The organism is Kitasatospora sp. NPDC098652 (assembly GCF_044760155.1).
Classification (GTDB): domain Bacteria; phylum Actinomycetota; class Actinomycetes; order Streptomycetales; family Streptomycetaceae; genus Kitasatospora.
Window position 1 is genome coordinate 1 of sequence record NZ_JBIWAQ010000044.1, and the last position, 18,095, is coordinate 18,095.

At 71.3% G+C, this 18,095-nt stretch carries 16 protein-coding genes; 4 read left to right on the forward strand and 12 right to left on the reverse strand.

Annotation, left to right across the window (positions count from 1 at the left end):
• The 8 genes from ACIQWA_RS40100 to ACIQWA_RS40135 form a co-directional block, all read right to left on the reverse strand.
• Window positions 1-1,904: type I polyketide synthase (locus ACIQWA_RS40100; protein WP_402491931.1), on the reverse strand; the 1,904-nt coding region annotated here is incomplete at its 3' end.
• A gap of 108 nt (window positions 1,905-2,012) precedes the next feature.
• Entirely contained in the window at window positions 2,013-2,414 is a 402-nt protein-coding gene (locus tag ACIQWA_RS40105) for a hypothetical protein (protein ID WP_402491934.1), read from the reverse strand.
• Window positions 2,415-2,651: 237 nt separating this feature from the next.
• Window positions 2,652-3,896, reverse strand: coding sequence for a class I SAM-dependent methyltransferase (locus tag ACIQWA_RS40110; RefSeq protein ID WP_360245985.1), 1,245 nt, complete (start codon window positions 3,894-3,896; stop codon window positions 2,652-2,654).
• Between the two features lie 22 nt (window positions 3,897-3,918).
• Complete coding sequence (locus ACIQWA_RS40115) at window positions 3,919-5,040, reverse strand: DegT/DnrJ/EryC1/StrS family aminotransferase (RefSeq protein ID WP_402491936.1); 1,122 nt, start codon at window positions 5,038-5,040, stop codon at window positions 3,919-3,921.
• Between the two features lie 5 nt (window positions 5,041-5,045).
• Window positions 5,046-6,350, reverse strand: coding sequence for an acyl-CoA dehydrogenase family protein (locus ACIQWA_RS40120; RefSeq protein ID WP_402491938.1), 1,305 nt, complete (start codon window positions 6,348-6,350; stop codon window positions 5,046-5,048).
• Between the two features lie 81 nt (window positions 6,351-6,431).
• Window positions 6,432-7,415 carry a dTDP-glucose 4,6-dehydratase gene (gene rfbB / locus ACIQWA_RS40125; protein ID WP_402491940.1) on the reverse strand — a complete coding sequence of 328 codons (984 nt, stop codon included), beginning with the start codon at window positions 7,413-7,415 and terminating at the stop codon, window positions 6,432-6,434.
• 15 nt (window positions 7,416-7,430) lie between these two features.
• Window positions 7,431-8,309 (reverse strand): glucose-1-phosphate thymidylyltransferase RfbA, encoded by an 879-nt coding sequence (gene rfbA, locus ACIQWA_RS40130; RefSeq protein WP_402491942.1) that lies wholly within the window; start codon window positions 8,307-8,309, stop codon window positions 7,431-7,433.
• Window positions 8,310-8,474: 165 nt separating this feature from the next.
• Window positions 8,475-9,617, reverse strand: coding sequence for a DegT/DnrJ/EryC1/StrS family aminotransferase (locus tag ACIQWA_RS40135; protein ID WP_360246000.1), 1,143 nt, complete (start codon window positions 9,615-9,617; stop codon window positions 8,475-8,477).
• Window positions 9,618-9,854: 237 nt separating this feature from the next.
• Here ACIQWA_RS40135 and ACIQWA_RS40140 point away from each other — a divergent pair, with 237 nt between their 5' ends.
• Together ACIQWA_RS40140 and ACIQWA_RS40145 are read left to right on the forward strand one after the other, a co-directional pair.
• Window positions 9,855-10,655 carry a methyltransferase domain-containing protein gene (locus ACIQWA_RS40140; protein WP_360246003.1) on the forward strand — a complete coding sequence of 267 codons (801 nt, stop codon included), beginning with the start codon at window positions 9,855-9,857 and terminating at the stop codon, window positions 10,653-10,655.
• Window positions 10,656-10,686: 31 nt separating this feature from the next.
• Window positions 10,687-11,862, forward strand: a complete 1,176-nt coding sequence (locus ACIQWA_RS40145; protein WP_360246006.1) for a nucleotide disphospho-sugar-binding domain-containing protein — start codon at window positions 10,687-10,689, stop codon at window positions 11,860-11,862.
• A gap of 215 nt (window positions 11,863-12,077) precedes the next feature.
• Here ACIQWA_RS40145 and ACIQWA_RS40150 read toward each other — a convergent pair whose 3' ends face one another.
• The 4 genes from ACIQWA_RS40150 to ACIQWA_RS40165 all read right to left on the reverse strand — a co-directional run bounded on the left by ACIQWA_RS40150 (window position 12,078) and on the right by ACIQWA_RS40165 (window position 16,179).
• Window positions 12,078-13,082: a Gfo/Idh/MocA family protein gene (locus tag ACIQWA_RS40150; protein WP_402491945.1), complete on the reverse strand. Its 1,005-nt coding sequence runs from the start codon at window positions 13,080-13,082 to the stop codon at window positions 12,078-12,080.
• A gap of 66 nt (window positions 13,083-13,148) precedes the next feature.
• Window positions 13,149-13,754 carry a dTDP-4-dehydrorhamnose 3,5-epimerase gene (locus ACIQWA_RS40155; protein WP_360245926.1) on the reverse strand — a complete coding sequence of 202 codons (606 nt, stop codon included), beginning with the start codon at window positions 13,752-13,754 and terminating at the stop codon, window positions 13,149-13,151.
• Between the two features lie 57 nt (window positions 13,755-13,811).
• Window positions 13,812-14,537, reverse strand: coding sequence for a BTAD domain-containing putative transcriptional regulator (locus ACIQWA_RS40160; protein ID WP_402491948.1), 726 nt, complete (start codon window positions 14,535-14,537; stop codon window positions 13,812-13,814).
• Window positions 14,538-15,408: 871 nt separating this feature from the next.
• Window positions 15,409-16,179, reverse strand: a complete 771-nt coding sequence (locus ACIQWA_RS40165) for a TetR/AcrR family transcriptional regulator (RefSeq protein ID WP_402491952.1) — start codon at window positions 16,177-16,179, stop codon at window positions 15,409-15,411.
• 99 nt (window positions 16,180-16,278) lie between these two features.
• On the opposite strand from ACIQWA_RS40165, the gene ACIQWA_RS40170 reads away from it, so the two are divergent.
• Window positions 16,279-17,256, forward strand: a complete 978-nt coding sequence (locus tag ACIQWA_RS40170) for an ATP-binding cassette domain-containing protein (RefSeq protein ID WP_402491955.1) — start codon at window positions 16,279-16,281, stop codon at window positions 17,254-17,256.
• Window positions 17,256-18,089, forward strand: coding sequence for an ABC transporter permease (locus ACIQWA_RS40175; protein ID WP_402491958.1), 834 nt, complete (start codon window positions 17,256-17,258; stop codon window positions 18,087-18,089). The genes ACIQWA_RS40170 and ACIQWA_RS40175 overlap by 1 nt, the downstream gene beginning before the upstream one ends.
• Window positions 18,090-18,095: the final 6 nt, after the last annotated feature.

Below are 18,095 nucleotides of genomic sequence, written 5' to 3' on the forward strand. Positions count from 1 at the left end.
GTGCGGGCGAGGGCGACGGTGACGGCGAAGATGGCGGGTTGGACGACGTCGACGCGGTTGAGGTCGGGGGCGCCGGGTTCGGCGCGCAGGACGTCCAGGAGTGACCAGCCGGTGTGGGGCCTGAGGGCTTGGTCGCAGGCGTGGAGGTGTTCGGCGAAGACGGGTGAGGTGTCCAGCAGGGCGAGGCCCATGCCGGGCCATTGGGTGCCGTGGCCGGGGAACACGAACACCGTCTTCCCCGGCACCCCGGTGGTCCGGCCGGTCACCGCGAGGGGCGCCGGGTCCTCGCCGGCCACCGCCGCCAGCCCGTCGAGGAGTTCCTCGCGGTCGGAGCCCAGGACGACGGCGCGGTGTTCGAACGACGAGCGCGTGGTCAGCAGTGACCAGCCGACCTCGACGGGGTCGAGCCGCCGTTCCTCGACGGCGGTCCGCAGGGCGGCGGCCTGCGCGCGCAGCGCGGTCCGGTCCCGTGCCGACAGCACCCACGGCACGACCTGCCTGCCGGTGGCCCCGGCCCCGGCCCCCTCCCCGGCCTCAGCCCGGGCCCCGGTCGCGGGCTCCGCCTCCGGCGCCGGGTCCACGACCGGCTCCCCGGCGGTCCGGGGCGGCTCGGTGACCACCACATGGCAGTTGGTACCGCCCATGCCGAACGAGTTGACCCCCGCGACCAGCGGCGCGTCCGGCCGCGGCCACGGCCCCGGCTCCGTGCGCACCTCGATGTTGAGCGCGACCGGGTCGATCATCGGGTTGGGTGTCTCGTAGTTCAGGCTGGCCGGGAGCCGGCGGTGCCGCACGCTGAGCGCGGTCTTGATCAGGCCGACGATCCCCGCCGCGCCCTCCAGGTGGCCGACGTTGGTCTTGGCGGAGCCGACCTGCAGCGGCCCGTCCGTGCGGGCGGTGGCGAGGGCGGCGCTCACCGAGGCGGCCTCGATCGGGTCGCCCACCTTGGTGCCGGTGCCGTGGAGTTCCACGTACTGGACGGAGCCGGGGGCGAGGCCGGCCCGGTCGTGGGCCAGGCGCATGACGTCCCGCTGGGCGTCGGCGCTGGGCACGGTCAGGCCGTCCGTCGCCCCGTCGTTGTTCATCGCGGAGCCGCGGATCACGCAGTAGATCCGGTCACCGTCGGCCACCGCCCGGGCGAGCGGCTTGAGGACGACGAAACCGCCGCCCTCGCCCCGGACGTAGCCGTTGGCGCGGGCGTCGAAGGTGTAGCAGCGGCCGTCCGGCGAGAGTCCGCCGAACCGTTCGGTCTCCACCGCGGTCGCCGTCGCGAGGTTGAGGTTGACGCCGCCGGCCATCGCCACGTCCGACTCGCCGGACAGCAGGCTCTCGCAGGCCAGGTGCACCGCGACCAGCGCCGAGGCCTGCGCGGCGTCCACGGTGAGACTCGGGCCGCGCAGCCCGAGGGCGTAGGAGATCCGGTTGGCGATGATGCCGCGGCTGGTGCCGGTCAGCGAGTGCTGGTCGACGGCTTCGGGGCCGTGGTCGTGCAGCAGGGCGGCGTAGTCGTCGCCGATGGCTCCGACGAAGACGCCGACCGCCCGGCCGGCCAGGTCGGCGGGGACGGTCATCGCGTCTTCGAGGGATTCCCAGGCGAGTTCGAGCATGAGTCGCTGCTGCGGGTCCATGCTCGCCGCCTCGCGGGGCGAGATGCCGAAGAAGGCCGCGTCGAACCGGTCGACGCCGTCGAGGAACGCGCCGTGCCGGAGCCCGGCGGTCCGGCCGGCCTCGCCGCGCCAGCGGTCGGGCGGGGTCGCCGAGACGGCGCTGCGCCCGTCCGTGAGCAGCCGCCAGAACGCGGCCGGGTCCGGTGCCTGGGGCAGGCGGCAGGACAGTCCGACGATGGCGATCGCGGCGCCCTGTTCGGGGAGGGCTCCCCCGGGGACGGTGAAGTCGTCGGGCATGGGTCCTGGCCGCCTTCCTCGTACAGCTGAACATCGTCGGGTGACATGGGGAAACCGAGCGGCCAGGTCATTTCCTCGCCGCTCGGGGAAACGCGGGAACCGTGCGGCTCAGTCCTCCATGGAAATGGTCGCCACGCAGATCGTGGTGTGCTCGTCGGGCCGTTCGACGAACTTGAACGTCCGCGTTCCCGTCTTTCCGGCGTAGCGCCCGCTGACGCCGATCGCGGGGAAACTGTTGACGCGGAACTCGGTCCCGTTCGGGTCCTCCTGGGCGACCGGACCGGTCCAGCTGATGACCCCGTCGGCGAGCGTCTCGGTGGCGGTCATCAGCTGCATCAGGCTGCCGTCCGCGGGGTTGCCGTAGACCACCGCCATGCCCTCCGACGTGGACACCAGCGTGCCGTCCGCGGCGTAGAGCTCCTCGGTGAACGTCAGGTGGTGCCCGACTCCGGGCCGGGTCTCGCGGTGCACCGTGGTGTGGCAGACCTCGTGGAGATTCTCCAGATACATGGAATTCCGTTCTCCGTTCCGGACGGTGGCGGCGGACCGGCACTTCCGGGCCCGTCAGGAAATCATGGTCAACAGGCCTTAAACGGTCCTAAGAGCGGAGTGCCCGCAGGGGCGCGGGACGGGAATTCGGGGCGGTGCCGAGCCGCGTGTCCGGCATGTGGGCGACAGCGGAAAGCCGCGGCGGACAGCACGGGCGCCTCGCGCGCCCGGTGTCCGCCGCGGCCGGGTGTTTCGCCGTCAGATCACGTGGACTTCGGGCACGTACAGGATCCAGCGGCCACCGGCCTGCTGGAACTCCTGCTCCTTGGCCATGATCTCCTCGGCGTGGTTCCAGGCGAACAGCAGCGCGTAGTCCGGGTAGGAGTCGCTGAAGGCCGCCGGCGGCCGGACCGGGATGTGCATGCCCGGCGTCAGGCGGTTCTGCTTGTCCGGCGTGGTGTCGCAGACGAACTGGACGAGATCGGGGCCGATCCCGCAGAAGTTCGTCACCGTGGCGCTCTTCGCGGTCGCGCCGTATCCGACCACGGTGCGGCCCTCCGCCCGCAGCCGGGTCAGCAGCGCCAACAGGTCGTCCCGGATCGCGGTGACGTTCGCCGCGAACGCCCGCAGGGTGGCGAGTTCGCCGAGCTGCTGCGCGGCCTCCTCGGCGAGCAACCGGCCGACGGCCTCGGACGGAGTGCGGGCGCCCTGGCGGGCGAGCCAGTACCGCACCTCGCCGCCGTGCACCGGCAGGCGGTCGACGTCCACCAGTTCGAAGCCGAACCGCTGGGCGGCGGCCTGCACGGAGCCGGCCGAGAACACGAAGAAGTGCTCGTCGTAGATCTGGTCGAAGGACGTCTTGGCGACCACGTCGCCGAGGTACGGGTCCTCGAACACGAACACGCCGTCGGGCGAGAGCAGCGCGTCGACGCCGCGGAACACCGACTCCAGGTACGGGATGTGGCACATGGTGTTGGCGGCGTAGATGACGTCCGCCGGGCCCTCGGCGGCGTGGACGGCCGAGGCGGTGGCCTCCTCGAAGAAGTCGGTGCGCACCCGCACCCCCTTCGCCTGCGCCACCTTGGCGACGCCGGTGGAGGGTTCGAACCCGAGGTGGCGCACGCCCGCGTCCTGGACGGCCTTCAGCATGATGCCGTCGTTGCAGCCGATCTCCACCACGAACGGGTCGGGGCCGGTGAGTTCGGTGTCGAGCAGGCGCTGCGCGAGGCCGGCGAAGTGCTCGCGCATGACGGAGGAGCCCGACGAGTGGTACGGGTACTCCTCGTGGAACATCAGGTCCCGGGGGACCTCCTCGGTCAGCTGGACCATGCGGCAGCCGCCGCACTGGCCGACGGCGAGCCGGTAGAAGAACTCGCCGTCCGTGCGGCCGGGTTCGAGGAACCGGTCGGACAGGGGTTGGCGGCCCAGGTCGAGGAACTCCGTCACCTCGCCGCCGCAGACGCGGCAGGCGACCGGTGCGGTCACATCGGCTGGATCGGTCATGATCGAACTCCTTCGCGGTGAGTCAGAGCTCCGTCAGTACCTCGCGCAGCGCGCTGATGACCTTGTCCTGGAGATCCGGGGGCAGTGACGGGTACATGGGCAGGGAGAAGACCTCGTCGGCGAGGCGTTCGGTGACCGGCAGCGAGCCCGGGGCGTAGCCGAGCTTGGCGAACCCGCTCATGGTGTGGACGGGCCACGGGTAGCTGATGTTCAGCTCGATGTCGTGCTGCTTGAGCCGGTCGATGATCTCGTCGCGGCGCGGGTGGCGCGCGACGTAGACGTAGTAGACGTGTTCGTTGCCGGGGGCGACGGCGGGCAGGAGCAGGCCGCCCGGTCCGGTGAGGTCGCCCAGTCCCTCCTGGTAGCGGCGGGCGATCTCCCGGCGGCGCGAGAGGTAGCTGTCGAGCCGGGGCAGCTTGGTGCGCAGGATCTCGGCCTGGAGTTCGTCGAGCCGGCAGTTGTGCCCGGGGGTCCGGACGACGTAGTAGACCTTGTCCATGCCGTAGTAGCGCAACTGGCGCAGGTCCTTGGCGAGGTCCGGGTCGTCGGTGAGGACGGCTCCGCCGTCGCCGTAGGCGCCGAGCACCTTCGTCGGGTAGAAGGAGAACGCGGCGATGTCGCCCATCGTCCCGGCGAGCCGGCCGTTCTGGCGGGCGCCGTGGGCCTGCGCGCAGTCCTCCAGGATCGCCAGCCCGTGCTCCGACGCCAGCCGCCGCAGCGGCTCCATGTCGACGCACTGGCCGTACAGGTGGACCGGCAGCAGGACCTTGGTGCGCGGGGTGATCGCGGCGGCGACCTGCTCGGTGTCCATGAGGAAGTCCTCCTCGCGGACGTCGACGAAGACCGGTGTCGCGCCGGTGCCGTCGATGGCGAGCACGGTGGGCGCCGCGGTGTTCGAGACGGTGATCACCTCGTCGCCGGGGCCGACGCCGAGCGCCTGGAGCGCCAGTTTGAGGGCGTTGGTCCCGTTGTCGACGCCGACGCACTGCGCCAGGCCGTGGTACTGCGCGAACTCGGCCTCGAAGCCGTGCACGCTTCTGCCGAGGATCAGCTGTCCGGACTCCAGCACCGTCTCGACGGCCGCGAGCAGGTCCGCCTTCTCCTCCCGGTACTCCGGAAGGTAATCCCATACACGAGTCGTCATGATCCTCACCGTGACATCGGGGCAGGATGCGGAGCATCCACGGATTTTCCGTCCTTGGTGGCGCGGGTCGCCCAGGCGCTCATGTAGTCGTTGTCCCGCTCGATGCCGAGCGCCTGGGTGCTCAGGAAGTCCACGGCGTCGGCGTAGGCGTACGGCTGCATGAACCCGCCGGCCCGCACGTCCCGGTAGAGCCGGGACAGCGGGTGGGCCGCGGTGAACGACGCGCCGCCGACCAGGGTGAGGCAGTCGTTCACGATTCCGGGGGCGAGCTGGTTGACGATCAACTTGGCGCACTGGAACGGCTGCATCATCTGCCGGCCGCGCTCCGCGGGGTCCCCGCCCAGGTCCGCGCTGCGGGCGTCGGCCGTGGTGAGCGCGGTGGCGGCGGTGGCGCGCAGCGCGTAGAGGCGGGCGCTCAGTTCGGCGACCAGGGTGCGCGCGGCGGCGGGCGCCGGCTCCGAGCGGCGTACGAGCGCGGCCACCGCCAGGTCGTAGGCGGCCTGCGCGACACCGACGTAGGCGCCCAGCATCCCGATCGAGCTGACCGTCTGCCCGGCGAGCACCGCGTCGTTGCGGGCGCCGACCAGGTCGCGGACGAAGACGTCCTCGGCCGGGATCGGACAGTCGTCGAAGACGATGTCGACGGTGCCGGAGGCCCGCATCCCCAGGCCGTCCCAGTTGTCCAGCACGCTGAACCCGGGAGTGTCGCGGGTGACCACCGGGGACACCAGCCGGGGCGCCTCGCCGGGCAGTTCCGTCTTCGCGTTGATGACGAAGTGGGTGCCGATCGGCCCCATGCTCACCAGGGTCTTGCGGCCGGACAGCCGCCAGCCGCCCGCACCGTCGGGAGTCAGCCGGGTGACCGCCGTGTGGTGGTCCTTGATGCCCGAGCACACGACGGCCTCACCGGCGACCATCATCCGCAGCAGCCGTTCGGCGAGGGCGCGGGCCGCCGGACCGCCGTGCCGCCACTCGTAGCCGAGGGTGATGCCCCGGCTGAACTGCATGTGCAGCGCGAGTGCGGTGGAGGCGTCGGCGTGGCCCACGCGTACGAGCGCGGCGGCGACGTCGTACAGCCGGTCCACCCCCAGACCGCCGAGTTCGGCCGGCACCGTCGCGCCCATCAGGCCGTCCTTGCGGAAGGCGTCGAAGGTCGCGGTGGGGAAGGTGCCGGTGCGGTCGTGTTCCGCCGCGGTGGCCCGGATCTGCGGCAGGTAGCCGGCGAGCCGGTCGACCAGGGCGCGGCCCGCGGGGGTCACCGGTTCGTGGAGCCCCGTTGGCGGGGCCTGGTGTGCCGTCGGTGTGGACATGGTGTGCTCCGTACTCTTTCCGTCGGCGGTCATCGGCGTTCGGTGCTTCCGGCCGGCCCGGGCGTGGCCCGCGGCCGGCCGCTACTTCTTCAGCGGTTCCCACCAGGACCGGTTGTCGCGGTACCAGCGGACCGTGTCGGACAGCCCCGACTCCAGGCCGATGCGCGGCCGGTACCCCAGTTCGGTGCGGATCTTCGTCCAGTCGACCGAGTAGCGCCGGTCGTGTCCCGGACGGTCGGCGACCTGCCGGACGGCGGACCAGTCCGCGCCCAGCTCCGCCAGCAGCCGGACGGTCAGGTCGCGGTTGGAGAGCTCGGTGCCGCCGCCGATGTTGTAGACCTCGCCGGGTCGGCCGCCCTCCAGCACGAGCTGGACCGCGCGGCAGTGGTCGTCGACGTGCAGCCAGTCCCGGACGTTCCCGCCGTCGCCGTACAGCGGGACGGGCAGGCCCTCCAGCAGGTTGGTGACGAACAGCGGGACGACCTTCTCCGGGAACTGGTACGGGCCGTAGTTGTTCGAGCACCGGGTCACGGAGACCGACAGACCGTGGGTGCGGTGGTAGGCGCGGGCGAGCAGGTCGGCACTCGCCTTGGAGGCCGAGTACGGCGAGTTGGGCTCCAGCGGCTGGTCCTCCGTCCAGGAGCCGGTCTCGATCGAGCCGTACACCTCGTCGGTGGACACCTGCACGACCCGTCCGACGCCCGCGTCCAGGCAGGCCTGGAGCAGGGTGTGGGTGCCCTGCACGTTGGTCTGCACGAAGTCGTCGGGGCGACTGATCGAGCGGTCGACGTGGGACTCCGCCGCGAAGTGCACGACGACGTCCGCGCCCGGCAGCACTTCGGCCAGCAGCCCCGCGTCGCAGATGTCGCCGACCACCAGCTCGAACCGGCGGTCGGCCGAGACCGGCGCCAGGTTCTCGGTGTTCCCGGCATAGGTCAGCTTGTCCAGGACGGTGACCCGGGCGTCGGCGAACGCCGGGTAGGCGCCGGTGAGCAGCTGCCGCACGTAGTGCGACCCGATGAACCCGGCACCCCCGGTGACCACCACGCGTTGGTTCGACGACATGTCCCAGTACCCGTCTCAGTCGGTCTTGCCCGATATCGCCATGACGTACCGGCCGTAGCCGGACTTCTGGTGCTTGCTGCCCAGCGCGTAGCAGGTGTCCGCGTCGATGTACCCGAGGTTGAGCGCGATCTCCTCCAGGCAGCCGAGCCGTACGCCGCGCTGCTCCTCGGCCCGGACGAAGGCGGCCGCGTCGAGCAGGCCGTCGTACGTGCCCGCGTCCAGCCACCTGGTGCCGCTGTCCAGCGAGTGGATGCGGGCGCGGCCCTGGGCGAGGTAGGCGCGGTTGACGTCGGTGATCTCCAGTTCGCCGCGTGCCGACGGGGTGATGTCGCGTACCACGTCGACGACGTCGCCGGAGTAGACGTACAGACCCGTCACGATCTCGGAGCCGCGCGGCCGGGCCGGCTTCTCCTCCAGGCCGATCAGGCGTCCTGCGGCGTCCTTCTCGGCGACGCCGTAGGGGCGCGGGTCGGGCACGGTGTGTCCGAACAGGGTGGCGCCGTCGGCCTCGGCCAGGCTGCCGGTGAGCAGGTCCGGCAGGTTCGGGCTGGAGAAGATGTTGTCGCCCAGGATGAGCGAGACCGGTCCGCTGCCGATGAAGTCGGCGCCGATCCGGAGCGCGTCGGCGATTCCGGCGGGCTGCCACTGCTGGGCGTAGGTGATGTCCAGGCCGAGTTCCGCGCCGTCGCCGAGGACCTTCCGGAACATCGGGGCGTCGGTGGGGGTGGTGATGACGAGGAATTCCCGTATCCCGCCGAGCATCAGCGTGGACAGCGGATAGTAGATCATGGGCTTGTCGTACACCGGGAGCAATTGTTTGGAGAAGGCGACGGTCAGCGGATGGAGCCGAGAACCTGTTCCCCCGGCCAGAATTATTCCCTTCACGGGCGGCACCTCTGCTACCTGGGATCGGGCGTCCGAGTACTGGGAGCGAGCGTTTTTCGGTCGTTCACATGGTCGGTCGCGGCCGTTCGGACGTTGTCCTGTTCACGGTCGCCGGGTCCGCTAAAACCGGTCTTGCCCCCGGCTAGGGCGGGTCACGGGAGCGCGCCCCGCGGGTCAGCGGCGGGACTCGACCGACTTGATGACCTCGCGCGCGACCAGGTCGACCTCCTCGTCGAGCAGGTCCTGGTGCGCGGGCAGCAGCAGGGCGGTGTCCGACACGATGTCGGTGACCGGCAGCACGGTCTGCGTGGCGCCGTACCGCTGGACCCGGTGCAGCGGGTAGTAGCGCCAGGAGGTGTAGATCCCCTGGGCGAGCAGGTCCTCGCTGACCCCGTCGCGGATCTCCTGGGAGTCGAACCGCAGCCAGTAGAAGTAGTGGGTCGACTCGTGGCCCGGCGGCACGGCACACGGGGTGCGGACCCCCGGCACGTCGGCCAGCGCCCGGTCGTACCGCTGGGCGATGGCGCGCCGCCGCTCGACGAACCCGCCGAGCCTGCGCAACTGCACCATGCCCATCGCGGCGGTCATGTCGTTGCCGACCAGGCGCCGCCCGATGTCCTCCACCTCGAAACTCCACCACAGGTGCTTGGACTTGGCGGCGGTGGTGAACGAACTGCGGTCCTCCAGGCCGTGGTAGGCCAGGCGGCGCGCCCGGCGGGCCCCCTCCGGGTCCCGGACGTACAGCATGCCGCCGTCCCCGGTGGTGATGACCTTGCGGGCGTCGAAGCTCCAGATGCCGTAGTCCCCGAAGGTGCCGCACCGGCGGCCGTGCGCGCTGGAGGCGACCGACACGGCCGCGTCCTCGATGAGGGCCACGCCGCGCTCCGCGCAGAGCGCGGCGATCTTCTCCACCTCGCCGGGGTAGCCCCCGTAGTGCAGGACGATCACGGCCTTGGTCCGGGGGGTGAGCACGGCGAGGACGTCCTCGACCCGGGGGTTGAGGGTTTCCTCGTCGATGTCGCAGAACACCGGACGGGCGCCGGCGTCGACCACGCAGTTGGCGTTCGCGATGAAGCCGTTCGACGGCAGCACGACCTCGTCGCCCGGCCCGACGCCGAGCAGGTCCATGGTGAGGAACAGCCCGGAGGTCGCCGAGTTGAGGAACAGCACGTGGTCGGCCGAGACTCCGAGGTGCTGCGCGAACAGCTCCTCGAACTCCTCGGTCCGCGGCCCGTACCCGAGCCACTTGCTGTCGAACACGGCGCTGATCGCGGCGAGTTCCTCCGCCCCGATACTTGGCTGGGTCACATTTATCATTACGCGTCTCCGGATCGAGGGGTACGGTGGTCGACGGCGGCTCGGACGGCGTGCCGACAACCGCCGGGCGGCGCACATGGACAGGCCGAGTTTCGGGCGTCCGGCTAAAGGTGTCCTAAAGCTCGGCCGGGCTCTCCGGTTTTAGGGGTACTTCAGTCGGCCGGGATATCCGTTGGGAGATCACCAAGGTTCCCGGCCGGGCGAGCGCCCGGTCGTCCAGCGCACCCCGGAGGTAGCATGGCCGAGAGCGTCGGCGCGGTCGACAATGCGGTTTTCGACGAGCGCCTTGCCAATTTCCAGAACTGGCAGGAAACCCCGTGGGGGCAGCTGCGCTATTCGGTGGTGGCGGCCAACCTGGCCCGCCACCTGGGCGACGGACCGCTGCGCGTGCTGGACGTCGCGGGCGGCAACGGCAAGGAGGGTGTCCGGCTCGCGCTGGCCGGCCACCGGGTGACGATCTTCGACGTGGCGCCGGTCTCCCTCGACGGGGCGCGCAAGCTCGCCGAGGAACGCGGGGTGACCGACCGCGTCGACGTCCGCGAGGGCGACGCGCACGATGTCCCGAAGCTCTTCGCGGGCCAGGAGTTCGACCTCGTGCTCTGCCACAACCTGCTGCAGTACGTGTCGGACCGGGCCGAGGTCTTCCGGGGCATCACGACCCTGCTCACGCCGGGCGGCCTGCTCTCCGTGGTCTGCCCCAACACCTACGCGGTGCCGCTGGAGGCCGCGGTGCGCGAGCTCGACCTCGAAGCGGCCCTGCGCGCCGTCGACGCCCGGACCAAGCCCAACGTGGTGTACGGCAAGGACATCGACGTCCTGACCGCCGACGAGATCGCCGGCCTGTACCGCGAGTCCGGCCTCGACGTCGTCGGCACGCACGGCGTGATGAACGTCTGCAACCTCATCGCGGACAACGACATCAAGCACGACCCGCAGTTCTTCGCCCGGCTGGAGGAGCTGGAGATCGCCCTGGCGGGCCGACAGCCCTACCCGTCCACCGCGCGCATGTTCCACCTCATCGGGCGTCGTCCGAGTTGACGGCCGCCGGCACCTGCGAAGGGATCCTGTCATGCGGGTTCTGATCACCGCGGCCACCTTCCGGTCGCACCTCTATCCGTTGGTCCCGCTGGCGTGGGCACTGCGGGCGGCGGGCCACGACGTGCGGATCGCCGTCCAGCCGTCGCTGGTGGGCGACGTCACCGCCGCCGGCCTGCCCGCCGTCGAGGTCGGCCGCGGCCCGGACTTCATGAGCGAGCTCAAGAAGTCCGTCGAGTCGGGCGGCGGCACCCCGCCGGGCACCGCGCCGAGCATCGAGAAGATCGTCGTGCCGCACATCCGGATCGCCGAGGCGGTGGTGGCCGACCTGCTCCCGTTCGCCCGGAACTGGAAGCCGGACCTGGTGGTGGCGGACCCGGCCGCGTTCGCCGCGCCCGCGATCGCCAAGGCCGCCGGGGTCCCGCTGGTCCTGCACACCTGGGGGCCGATGCCCCACCAGCTGTGGGCCGACCTCACGTCCGAGCGCGCGGTGCGCGAGAACTGGCCCAAGGACCTGGTGGCGTTCCTCGACACCTGGAACGTCGAACTCGGCCCGGACTACGCGGACCTCGTGGTGGACCCCTGTCCCGAGGAACTGCTCGCGATCCGGATGGCCAAGCGCCAGGAGGCGCGGTACGTGCCGTACAACGGCGCCGCCGTCACCCCGGCCTGGCTGGACGAGCCGAAGCGACGGCCGCGGGTCTGCATCACCTGGGGCACCACCAGCGAGTTCATGGGCCCGGAGGTGCTGCGTCCGCCGCTGCTGGCGATCGAGGCGCTGGCCGGCCTCGACGTCGAGATCGTGGCGGCGCTCGGCAAGGCCGGCCGGGAGCTGCTCGGCGACGGGAGCGAGCAGGTCCGGGTGGTCGACTGGATGCCGCTGTCGATGCTGATGCCGACCTGTGACGCCCTGATCAGCCAGGGCGGCCCCGGGACGGTCCTGGCCGCCCTCGTCAACGGGGTGCCCCAGGTGGTCGTTCCGCAGATCAGCGCCCAGCCGCTCGGCGCCGAACTGCTCACCAAGAGCGGGGCGGGCCTGACGCTCAGGCCCGACGAGCTCACCGCCGAGTCCGTCGTCGAGGCCGTCACCGAACTGCTCGAGGGCGGCTCGGTGGGGCCCGCCGCCCGGGTGCTCGCCGAGCGGAACGCCGCCCGGCCCGACCCGACGCAGCTGGTCGCCACGCTCGGCGCCCTGGCGGCCGGTCGGTAGGAGCGCGGTCGGCCGGGGCCGGCCGGGCGGGGGCGGTGCTCAGCCGTCCGTGCCCGGCCGGCCCCGGACCGTCGGTGCCCGCCTGTTCGGCCTGTCGGTGCCCGCGGTTCGGCCCGTCCGTGCCCGGACCGCGGACGAAGGGCCCGCCCCCGGCCTCCTGACATCCAGGAGGCCGGGGGCGGGCCCTTCGTCCGCCCGGTCGGCCCGGCGCGCGGTCAGTCCTCGGCGGAGAAGACAAAGTCCCGCGCGTTCGCCTGCACGGCGTCGACCAGGGACGCCTGGTGGAGCGAGTTCTCGGTCCAGTCCCGCGGACGCTCGCCCCGCAGTACCGCCTGGGCGAAGGCCCGGACGATGTTGGCGAACTGGTCGTCCGGGGGCAGCGCGATCTGCTCCAGGTGGTCCTGCCGCTCGATGCTGACCACGGGCTGGTGCGTCGCCGGCGGTGTGAACACGCGGTTCAGCCAGAGCCGCCCGAGGCTGCCCCGGAACTCGTAGCTGTTGGTGTACGAGTGCTCCATGCCGAAGACCAGCTGTGCGGTGACGCCCTGGTCGGTCGTCAGCAGGGCGTTTCCCCCGACGACCACGTCCCGGGACCGCTCGCGGCGGAACACCGCGCCCGCGACGTCCAGCCCCGGGCCGAGGAACAGCCCGGCCGCGCGGATCGGGTAGACGCCGATGTCCAGCAGCGCCCCGCCGCCCACCGCCGCCTGGTAGCGGATGTCGCCCTGCGGCTTGGGCGGGATCGTGAAGCTCGCGGCGAACGACCGGACCTCCCCGATGACGCCGTCGGCCAGCAGGTCGGCGACCCGCCGGTGCTGGTGGTGGTGGAGGAACATGAAGTTCTCCATCAGCAGCAGGCCCTGCTCGTCGGCGATCCGGAAGAGCCGCTCGGCCTGCTTCCGGTCGGTGGTGAGCGGCTTCTCCGCGAGCACGTGCTTGCCGGCCCGGAGCGCCTTCTCGATCCAGTCGGCGTGCAGGACGGCCGGCAGCGGGATGTACACCGCGTCGATGTCGTCGCGCTCCAGCAGAATGTCGTAGCCCTCGACCGGGGTGCCCCCGAAGCGGTCGGTGAACTGCCGGGCCTTCTTCTCCTGTCGGCTGGCGATGGCCGTGACCGTGATGAGGGGTTCGGCCGTCAGGGCCGGCAGCGTGCGCCGCCAGGCGATGTCGGCGCACCCGATCACTCCGACTCGGACCGGTCTGCTATTCCCCTCATGCACCACAGGAACTCCTTGAACGAGGTTTCGGTCGGGGGACGGCCGCTGGGGCCTGGTTGCGGGGGCACCTCAGCGAACGGGCGCGGCGGTGGACGCCAGGGCCTGCTCGTAGGTCGGCAGCAGCCCCAGGGCGACGGCCTCGGCGAGGGTCGGTGCCGCCGCGTCCTTGTCGGACATGATCGGCGGGCCGTCCAGCTCCCGCTCCCAGGGGATGCCCAGGGCCGGATCGAACGCCTGGATGTCGAGCATGGTGCCCGGTACGTACTCGGCGCCGCAGAGATAGTTCATGCAGGTGTCGTCGGTGAGGGCGAGGAAGGCGTGCCCGATGCCGTCGGAGAGGTAGACACCGATTCCGGAGTCGGCTTCCTGGAGCGTCATGTCGAACGTCCCGAAGGTGGGGGAGCCGACCCGCAGGTCGACCGCCACGTCGAGCGCGGCCCCACGGACACAGGTGACCAGCTTGGTCTGGCCGGGCGGAATGGTGGTTCCGTGGATTCCGCGGACCGTGTTCTTCCTCGACACCGAGTAGTTCACCTGTCGGATCTCGAAATGGTGGCCCGTCTGTTCGAGCAGTTCGGTGACCCGCCACGCCTCGTAGAACTTCCCCCGGCGGTCCGGCACGTGTTTCGTGCCGATCCGGTACGCGCCGGGAATCGACATCTCGGTGATTTCCAAACTGTCCACAACGGCCTCCTCCGGCTGGACGGATGGGCCCGCCACGGGCTGGCGGGGTCAGGCGGTGCGCGCCTGCGCCACCCGGTCACGGCGGGCACGGATGACGCTGAGGTTGTCGAGCCTGTCGTGCAGGATGTACTCGTGCGTCTCCTGGAGGAAACGGCACGGCTCCAGCCCCAGCTCCGCGCGGATCTGGTTCCGGGCGGCCTGGTACACCTCCAGGGCGTCGGCCCGCCGGCCGGACAGGCTGAGCGCCTCCATGAGGAAGGCGTGGAACTTCTCCCGCAGCGGGTACTCCGAGATCAGCGAGTAGAGGATGCGCACGGCCTCGCTGGTCTCGTTCGCCGCGAGCAGCGAGCGGGCCAGCATCTCGAGGCACTCGACCCGCAGCTCCTCCGCCCAGTTGGCGAACTCCCGGATGATCGGGCCCTCGTAGGACGTCGCCTGGACCGGCTCGCGCCACAGTCGGAGCGCCTCGGTGAGGGTCTGGGCGGCCGCGGTGTAGCGGTGCATGCCCATCTGCATCCGGCCCTTCTCCGACAGGGCCAGGAAGAGTTCCAGGTCGAGTTCGTCGTGCCCCAGGTTCAGGACGTAGCCGGGGGTGCGCGTGGTGATGACCCCGTCGTTCCGCGAGAACTGGTTGAGGATCTTGCGCAGCTGTGACACGTACACATGAATCGACGCCCGGGCCCGGACGGGAGGGTTCTCACCCCACAGCTCCCTGGTCAGCTGGTCCAGCGAGAGAATCTGGCCGTTGCGGATCAGGAGCGTCCGCAGGAGCATCTCCATCTTGTGGGTGCCGACCGGCGGAGAATCATTGCCGGCGGCAATGCGCACAGGGCCAAGAATTTCGTATCTCAAGATCAGGCCTCCCCCGTAGCTCCTGACTGAAATGGTGTCGGTGATCGAAAGAGAAATATGCGAGAGCGGCTTTTCACGGATAATCGCCGCCGGTATCGTCGTCTCTCGCCACGGATCTCGGTCGAATGTGCCAAGTGAACTCTAGCAAGGTCGACCGGCGACGGCATACAGACTTCCTCGAGTGATCTAGATCACATCGGCCGGGCGAATGGCCCAAGCTGGGGTTTTATCGGAATTTTAGAGGTGGAATCGAAATTCGGTCGTGTGGATCGCATCCATTCCGGACAAGGGTGGTTGACTTTGGCGGCCACCTATGCTGATCCCCCCTCCCGAGGGTTTCTAGGGCTTTCGGGGAAGGGTTTGTGAAGAGTGCTGCCGGGGGGTTTGGGCCGGGCCCACGGGTCGTCGCGGAGTCGAGGAACGGCCGGTCAACGCGGTGTGGGCGAGCGGCGGCGCTGCGTGACCGCGAGCCGTGGATGGGCGGAGACGCCCCCGGCCCGGCGGCTGTCGTTACCTTCGGCCGCACCGGCCACAGTGATCCCGCTCCTGCATTCATCCCCCCGCGACCGGGCGACCGGTTCTTTTTATCCGGATAGGCCGGAGGGGGTGTTGACAGGCGGCGGATAATCCACCGTGCGCCCGCCGGGCCCCCTGTCGGACCCTGTTTGTCGCCCGTTTCGGCGCCGCGTCGACGGATATCTCCGGGCGCTCCCGAGAGGCCGCCCCGGGGTCGTGCGGCGGCGTTCGGACTCCGGCGGTGCGGCGAGGGCACCGGCTCGCCGCCCGTTCGGCGTCAACCCCCCGGCGTGGGCGCCAGGATGGCGTGGATGACCCGGTCCAGGGTGCGGTCGAAGGCCTGGTCCGGGTCGGCCGGCGGGCCCGGGGTGGCGAAGGCCTGGGCGAGGTTGGGGTAGGCGCCGCTCATCGCCGCCTGGGTGAGGTAACCGACCATCTCCGCCTGCCACTTGGCGCCCGCGGCCGCCGTCTGCTCGTACTGGGCGAACTGGCAGATGAAGCCGTTGAACAGTGCCATCGCCTCCATCCGCGCCCCGCCCGGCAGGCCGGTGGGGGCGGTGACGGCGAGGAAGTGGTCGGTGTAGCGCAGGGCGTTGGGGCCGATGCCCGGGCGGGCGATGACCAGGGCGGGCAGCCAGGGGTGGCGGCGGAAGAGGGCGAGCTGCTCGTGGGCGAGGCTCGCCAGGTCGGCCCGGACGTCGCCGCTCGGTGCGGGCGGCAGCCGGTACTCGGCGGTGGCCGCGTCGAGCATCAGGTCGAGCAGGTGCTCCTTCTTCGGTACGTAGTTGTAGAGCGACATGGTGCCCGCGCCGAGTGCGGCCGCGACCCGGCGCATCGAGACGGCCTCCAGGCCCTCGGCGTCGGCGATCACGATGGCGGCCGCCGCGATGGAGTCGCGGCTGTGGGCCGGTCGTGGGCCGCGGCCGGTGCGCTCGGGGCGCAGCCAGATCAGTTCGGGGGCCTCGGGGGGCGTGGGCCGCTGGGGCGGCGGGGGCTGTTCGGGCTGTTCGGGCTGATCGGGACTGCTGGGGGAGTTGCTGGACGGCACTGGAAGATCACCTCGCTCCCCCATCTTAGATACGTACGGCGTACGTAGTAGCATGGCGCCAAGCTTCTACGTACGCTGTACCTAGAGAAGGGCGGAGCCATGTCCGACACCTCCCGACCCGCCATCGAGATGGCGGGCGTGCGGAAACGCTTCGGAGCCACCGAGGCCCTGCGCGGCCTCGACCTGACCGTCCCGGCCGGCACCGTCTGCGGCCTGCTCGGCCCCAACGGCGCCGGCAAGACCACCGCCGTGCGCGTCCTCGCCACCCTGGTCGCCCCCGACGCGGGCACCGCCCGGGTCGCAGGGCACGACGCCGTCCGCGAGGCCGAGGAGGTCCGGCGGGCGATCGGCCTGGCCGGCCAGCACGCCGCGCTGGACGAGGGCATCACCGGCCGGGACAACCTCCACCTGTTCGGCCGGCTGCACCGCCTCGGCGCCCGCCGGGCCCGGGCCCGCGCCGAGGAACTGCTCACCCGCTTCGGGCTCGCCGAGGCCGGCGACCGGCTGGTGCGCACCTACTCCGGCGGCATGCGCCGGCGCCTCGACCTGATCGCCAGCCTGGTCACCAGCCCGCCGGTGCTCTTCCTGGACGAGCCCACCACCGGGCTCGACCCGCGCAGCCGCCAGGGGATCTGGGAGACCGTCAAGGAGTTGGCCGACGGCGGCACCACCGTGCTGCTCACCACCCAGTACCTGGAGGAGGCCGACCGGCTCGCCGACGACATCGTGGTGGTCGACCACGGCGCCGCGATCGCCACCGGCCCGCCGGAGCGGCTCAAGGCGGCGATCGGCAGCCAGGTCTCCGTCACCCTGGCCACGGTGGAGCAGCTCGCCGCCACCGCCGTGGTGCTGTCCGCCCTGTCGGGCAACGATGCCCAGGTGGACGTCGCCGAGCGGACGGTCACGGTGCTGACCGCGCCCGGGGAGTCCGTCCTGCTGCCCGCGCTGGTACGGGAGTTGGACGGCGCCGGGGTCGTCGCCGAGGACGTCGCGGTCCGGGCGCCCTCGCTCGACGACGTGTTCCTCGCCCTCACCGGGACGTCCCGGGAGAACGCCGAGCTGGGGAGGGCCGCCTGATGGCCACCGCCGTCCGCACCGCCGTCCCGGCCGCCGCACGCCCCTCGGCCGGCGCCCGGCTGCTCTCCGACACCTGGACGTCGATGCTCCGCGTCCTGCTCAACTACCGCCACTCGCCCGGCCTGTTGGCCGCCTCGTTGGGCGTTCCGGTGATCATGGTGGTGGTCTTCGGGTACGTCTTCGGCAGTGCCATGCAGGTGCCCGGCGGCGGGGACTACCGGGAGTTCCTGATGCCCGGGCTGTTCGCCATGGTCGCCACCAACGGCATCATGCCCACCATGGTCGGCGCCGCCCGGGACGTCGGGCGCGGAGTCACCGACCGGCTGCGCTCGATGCCCGTCTCCCGCACCGGACTGCTGCTCGGGCAGAACCTCGCCGACCTGCTGGTCAGCGTCGTCGTCCTGGCCCTGCTGGCCCTGGTCGGGCTGGCCGCCGGCTGGCGCGCCCGGCACGGCGCCGCCGACGCGCTGGAGGGGTTCGCACTGCTGCTGCTCTTCCGCTTCGTGATGACCTGGGTCGGCACGCTGCTCGGACTGGCCGTCGGCAAGGAGGAGGCCGCCGGGCAACTCTCCGTCGTCGTCTTCCCGTTGGCGATGGTCACCAACGCCTACGTGCCCACCGGCGGGATGCCCGGCTGGCTGCGGGTGATCGCCGACTGGAACCCGATCAGCTCCGTGGTGGAGGCGAGCCGGGAACTCTTCGGCAACCCGGCGGCGCCCGGCTCCGCCTGGCCGATGCAGCACGCCCTCCTCGCCACGCTGCTGTGGAGCGCCGCCCTGCTGGCGCTCTGCGGGCCGCTGGCCGTACGGAAGTTCGCCACCCACGGGCGGTGACCCGCC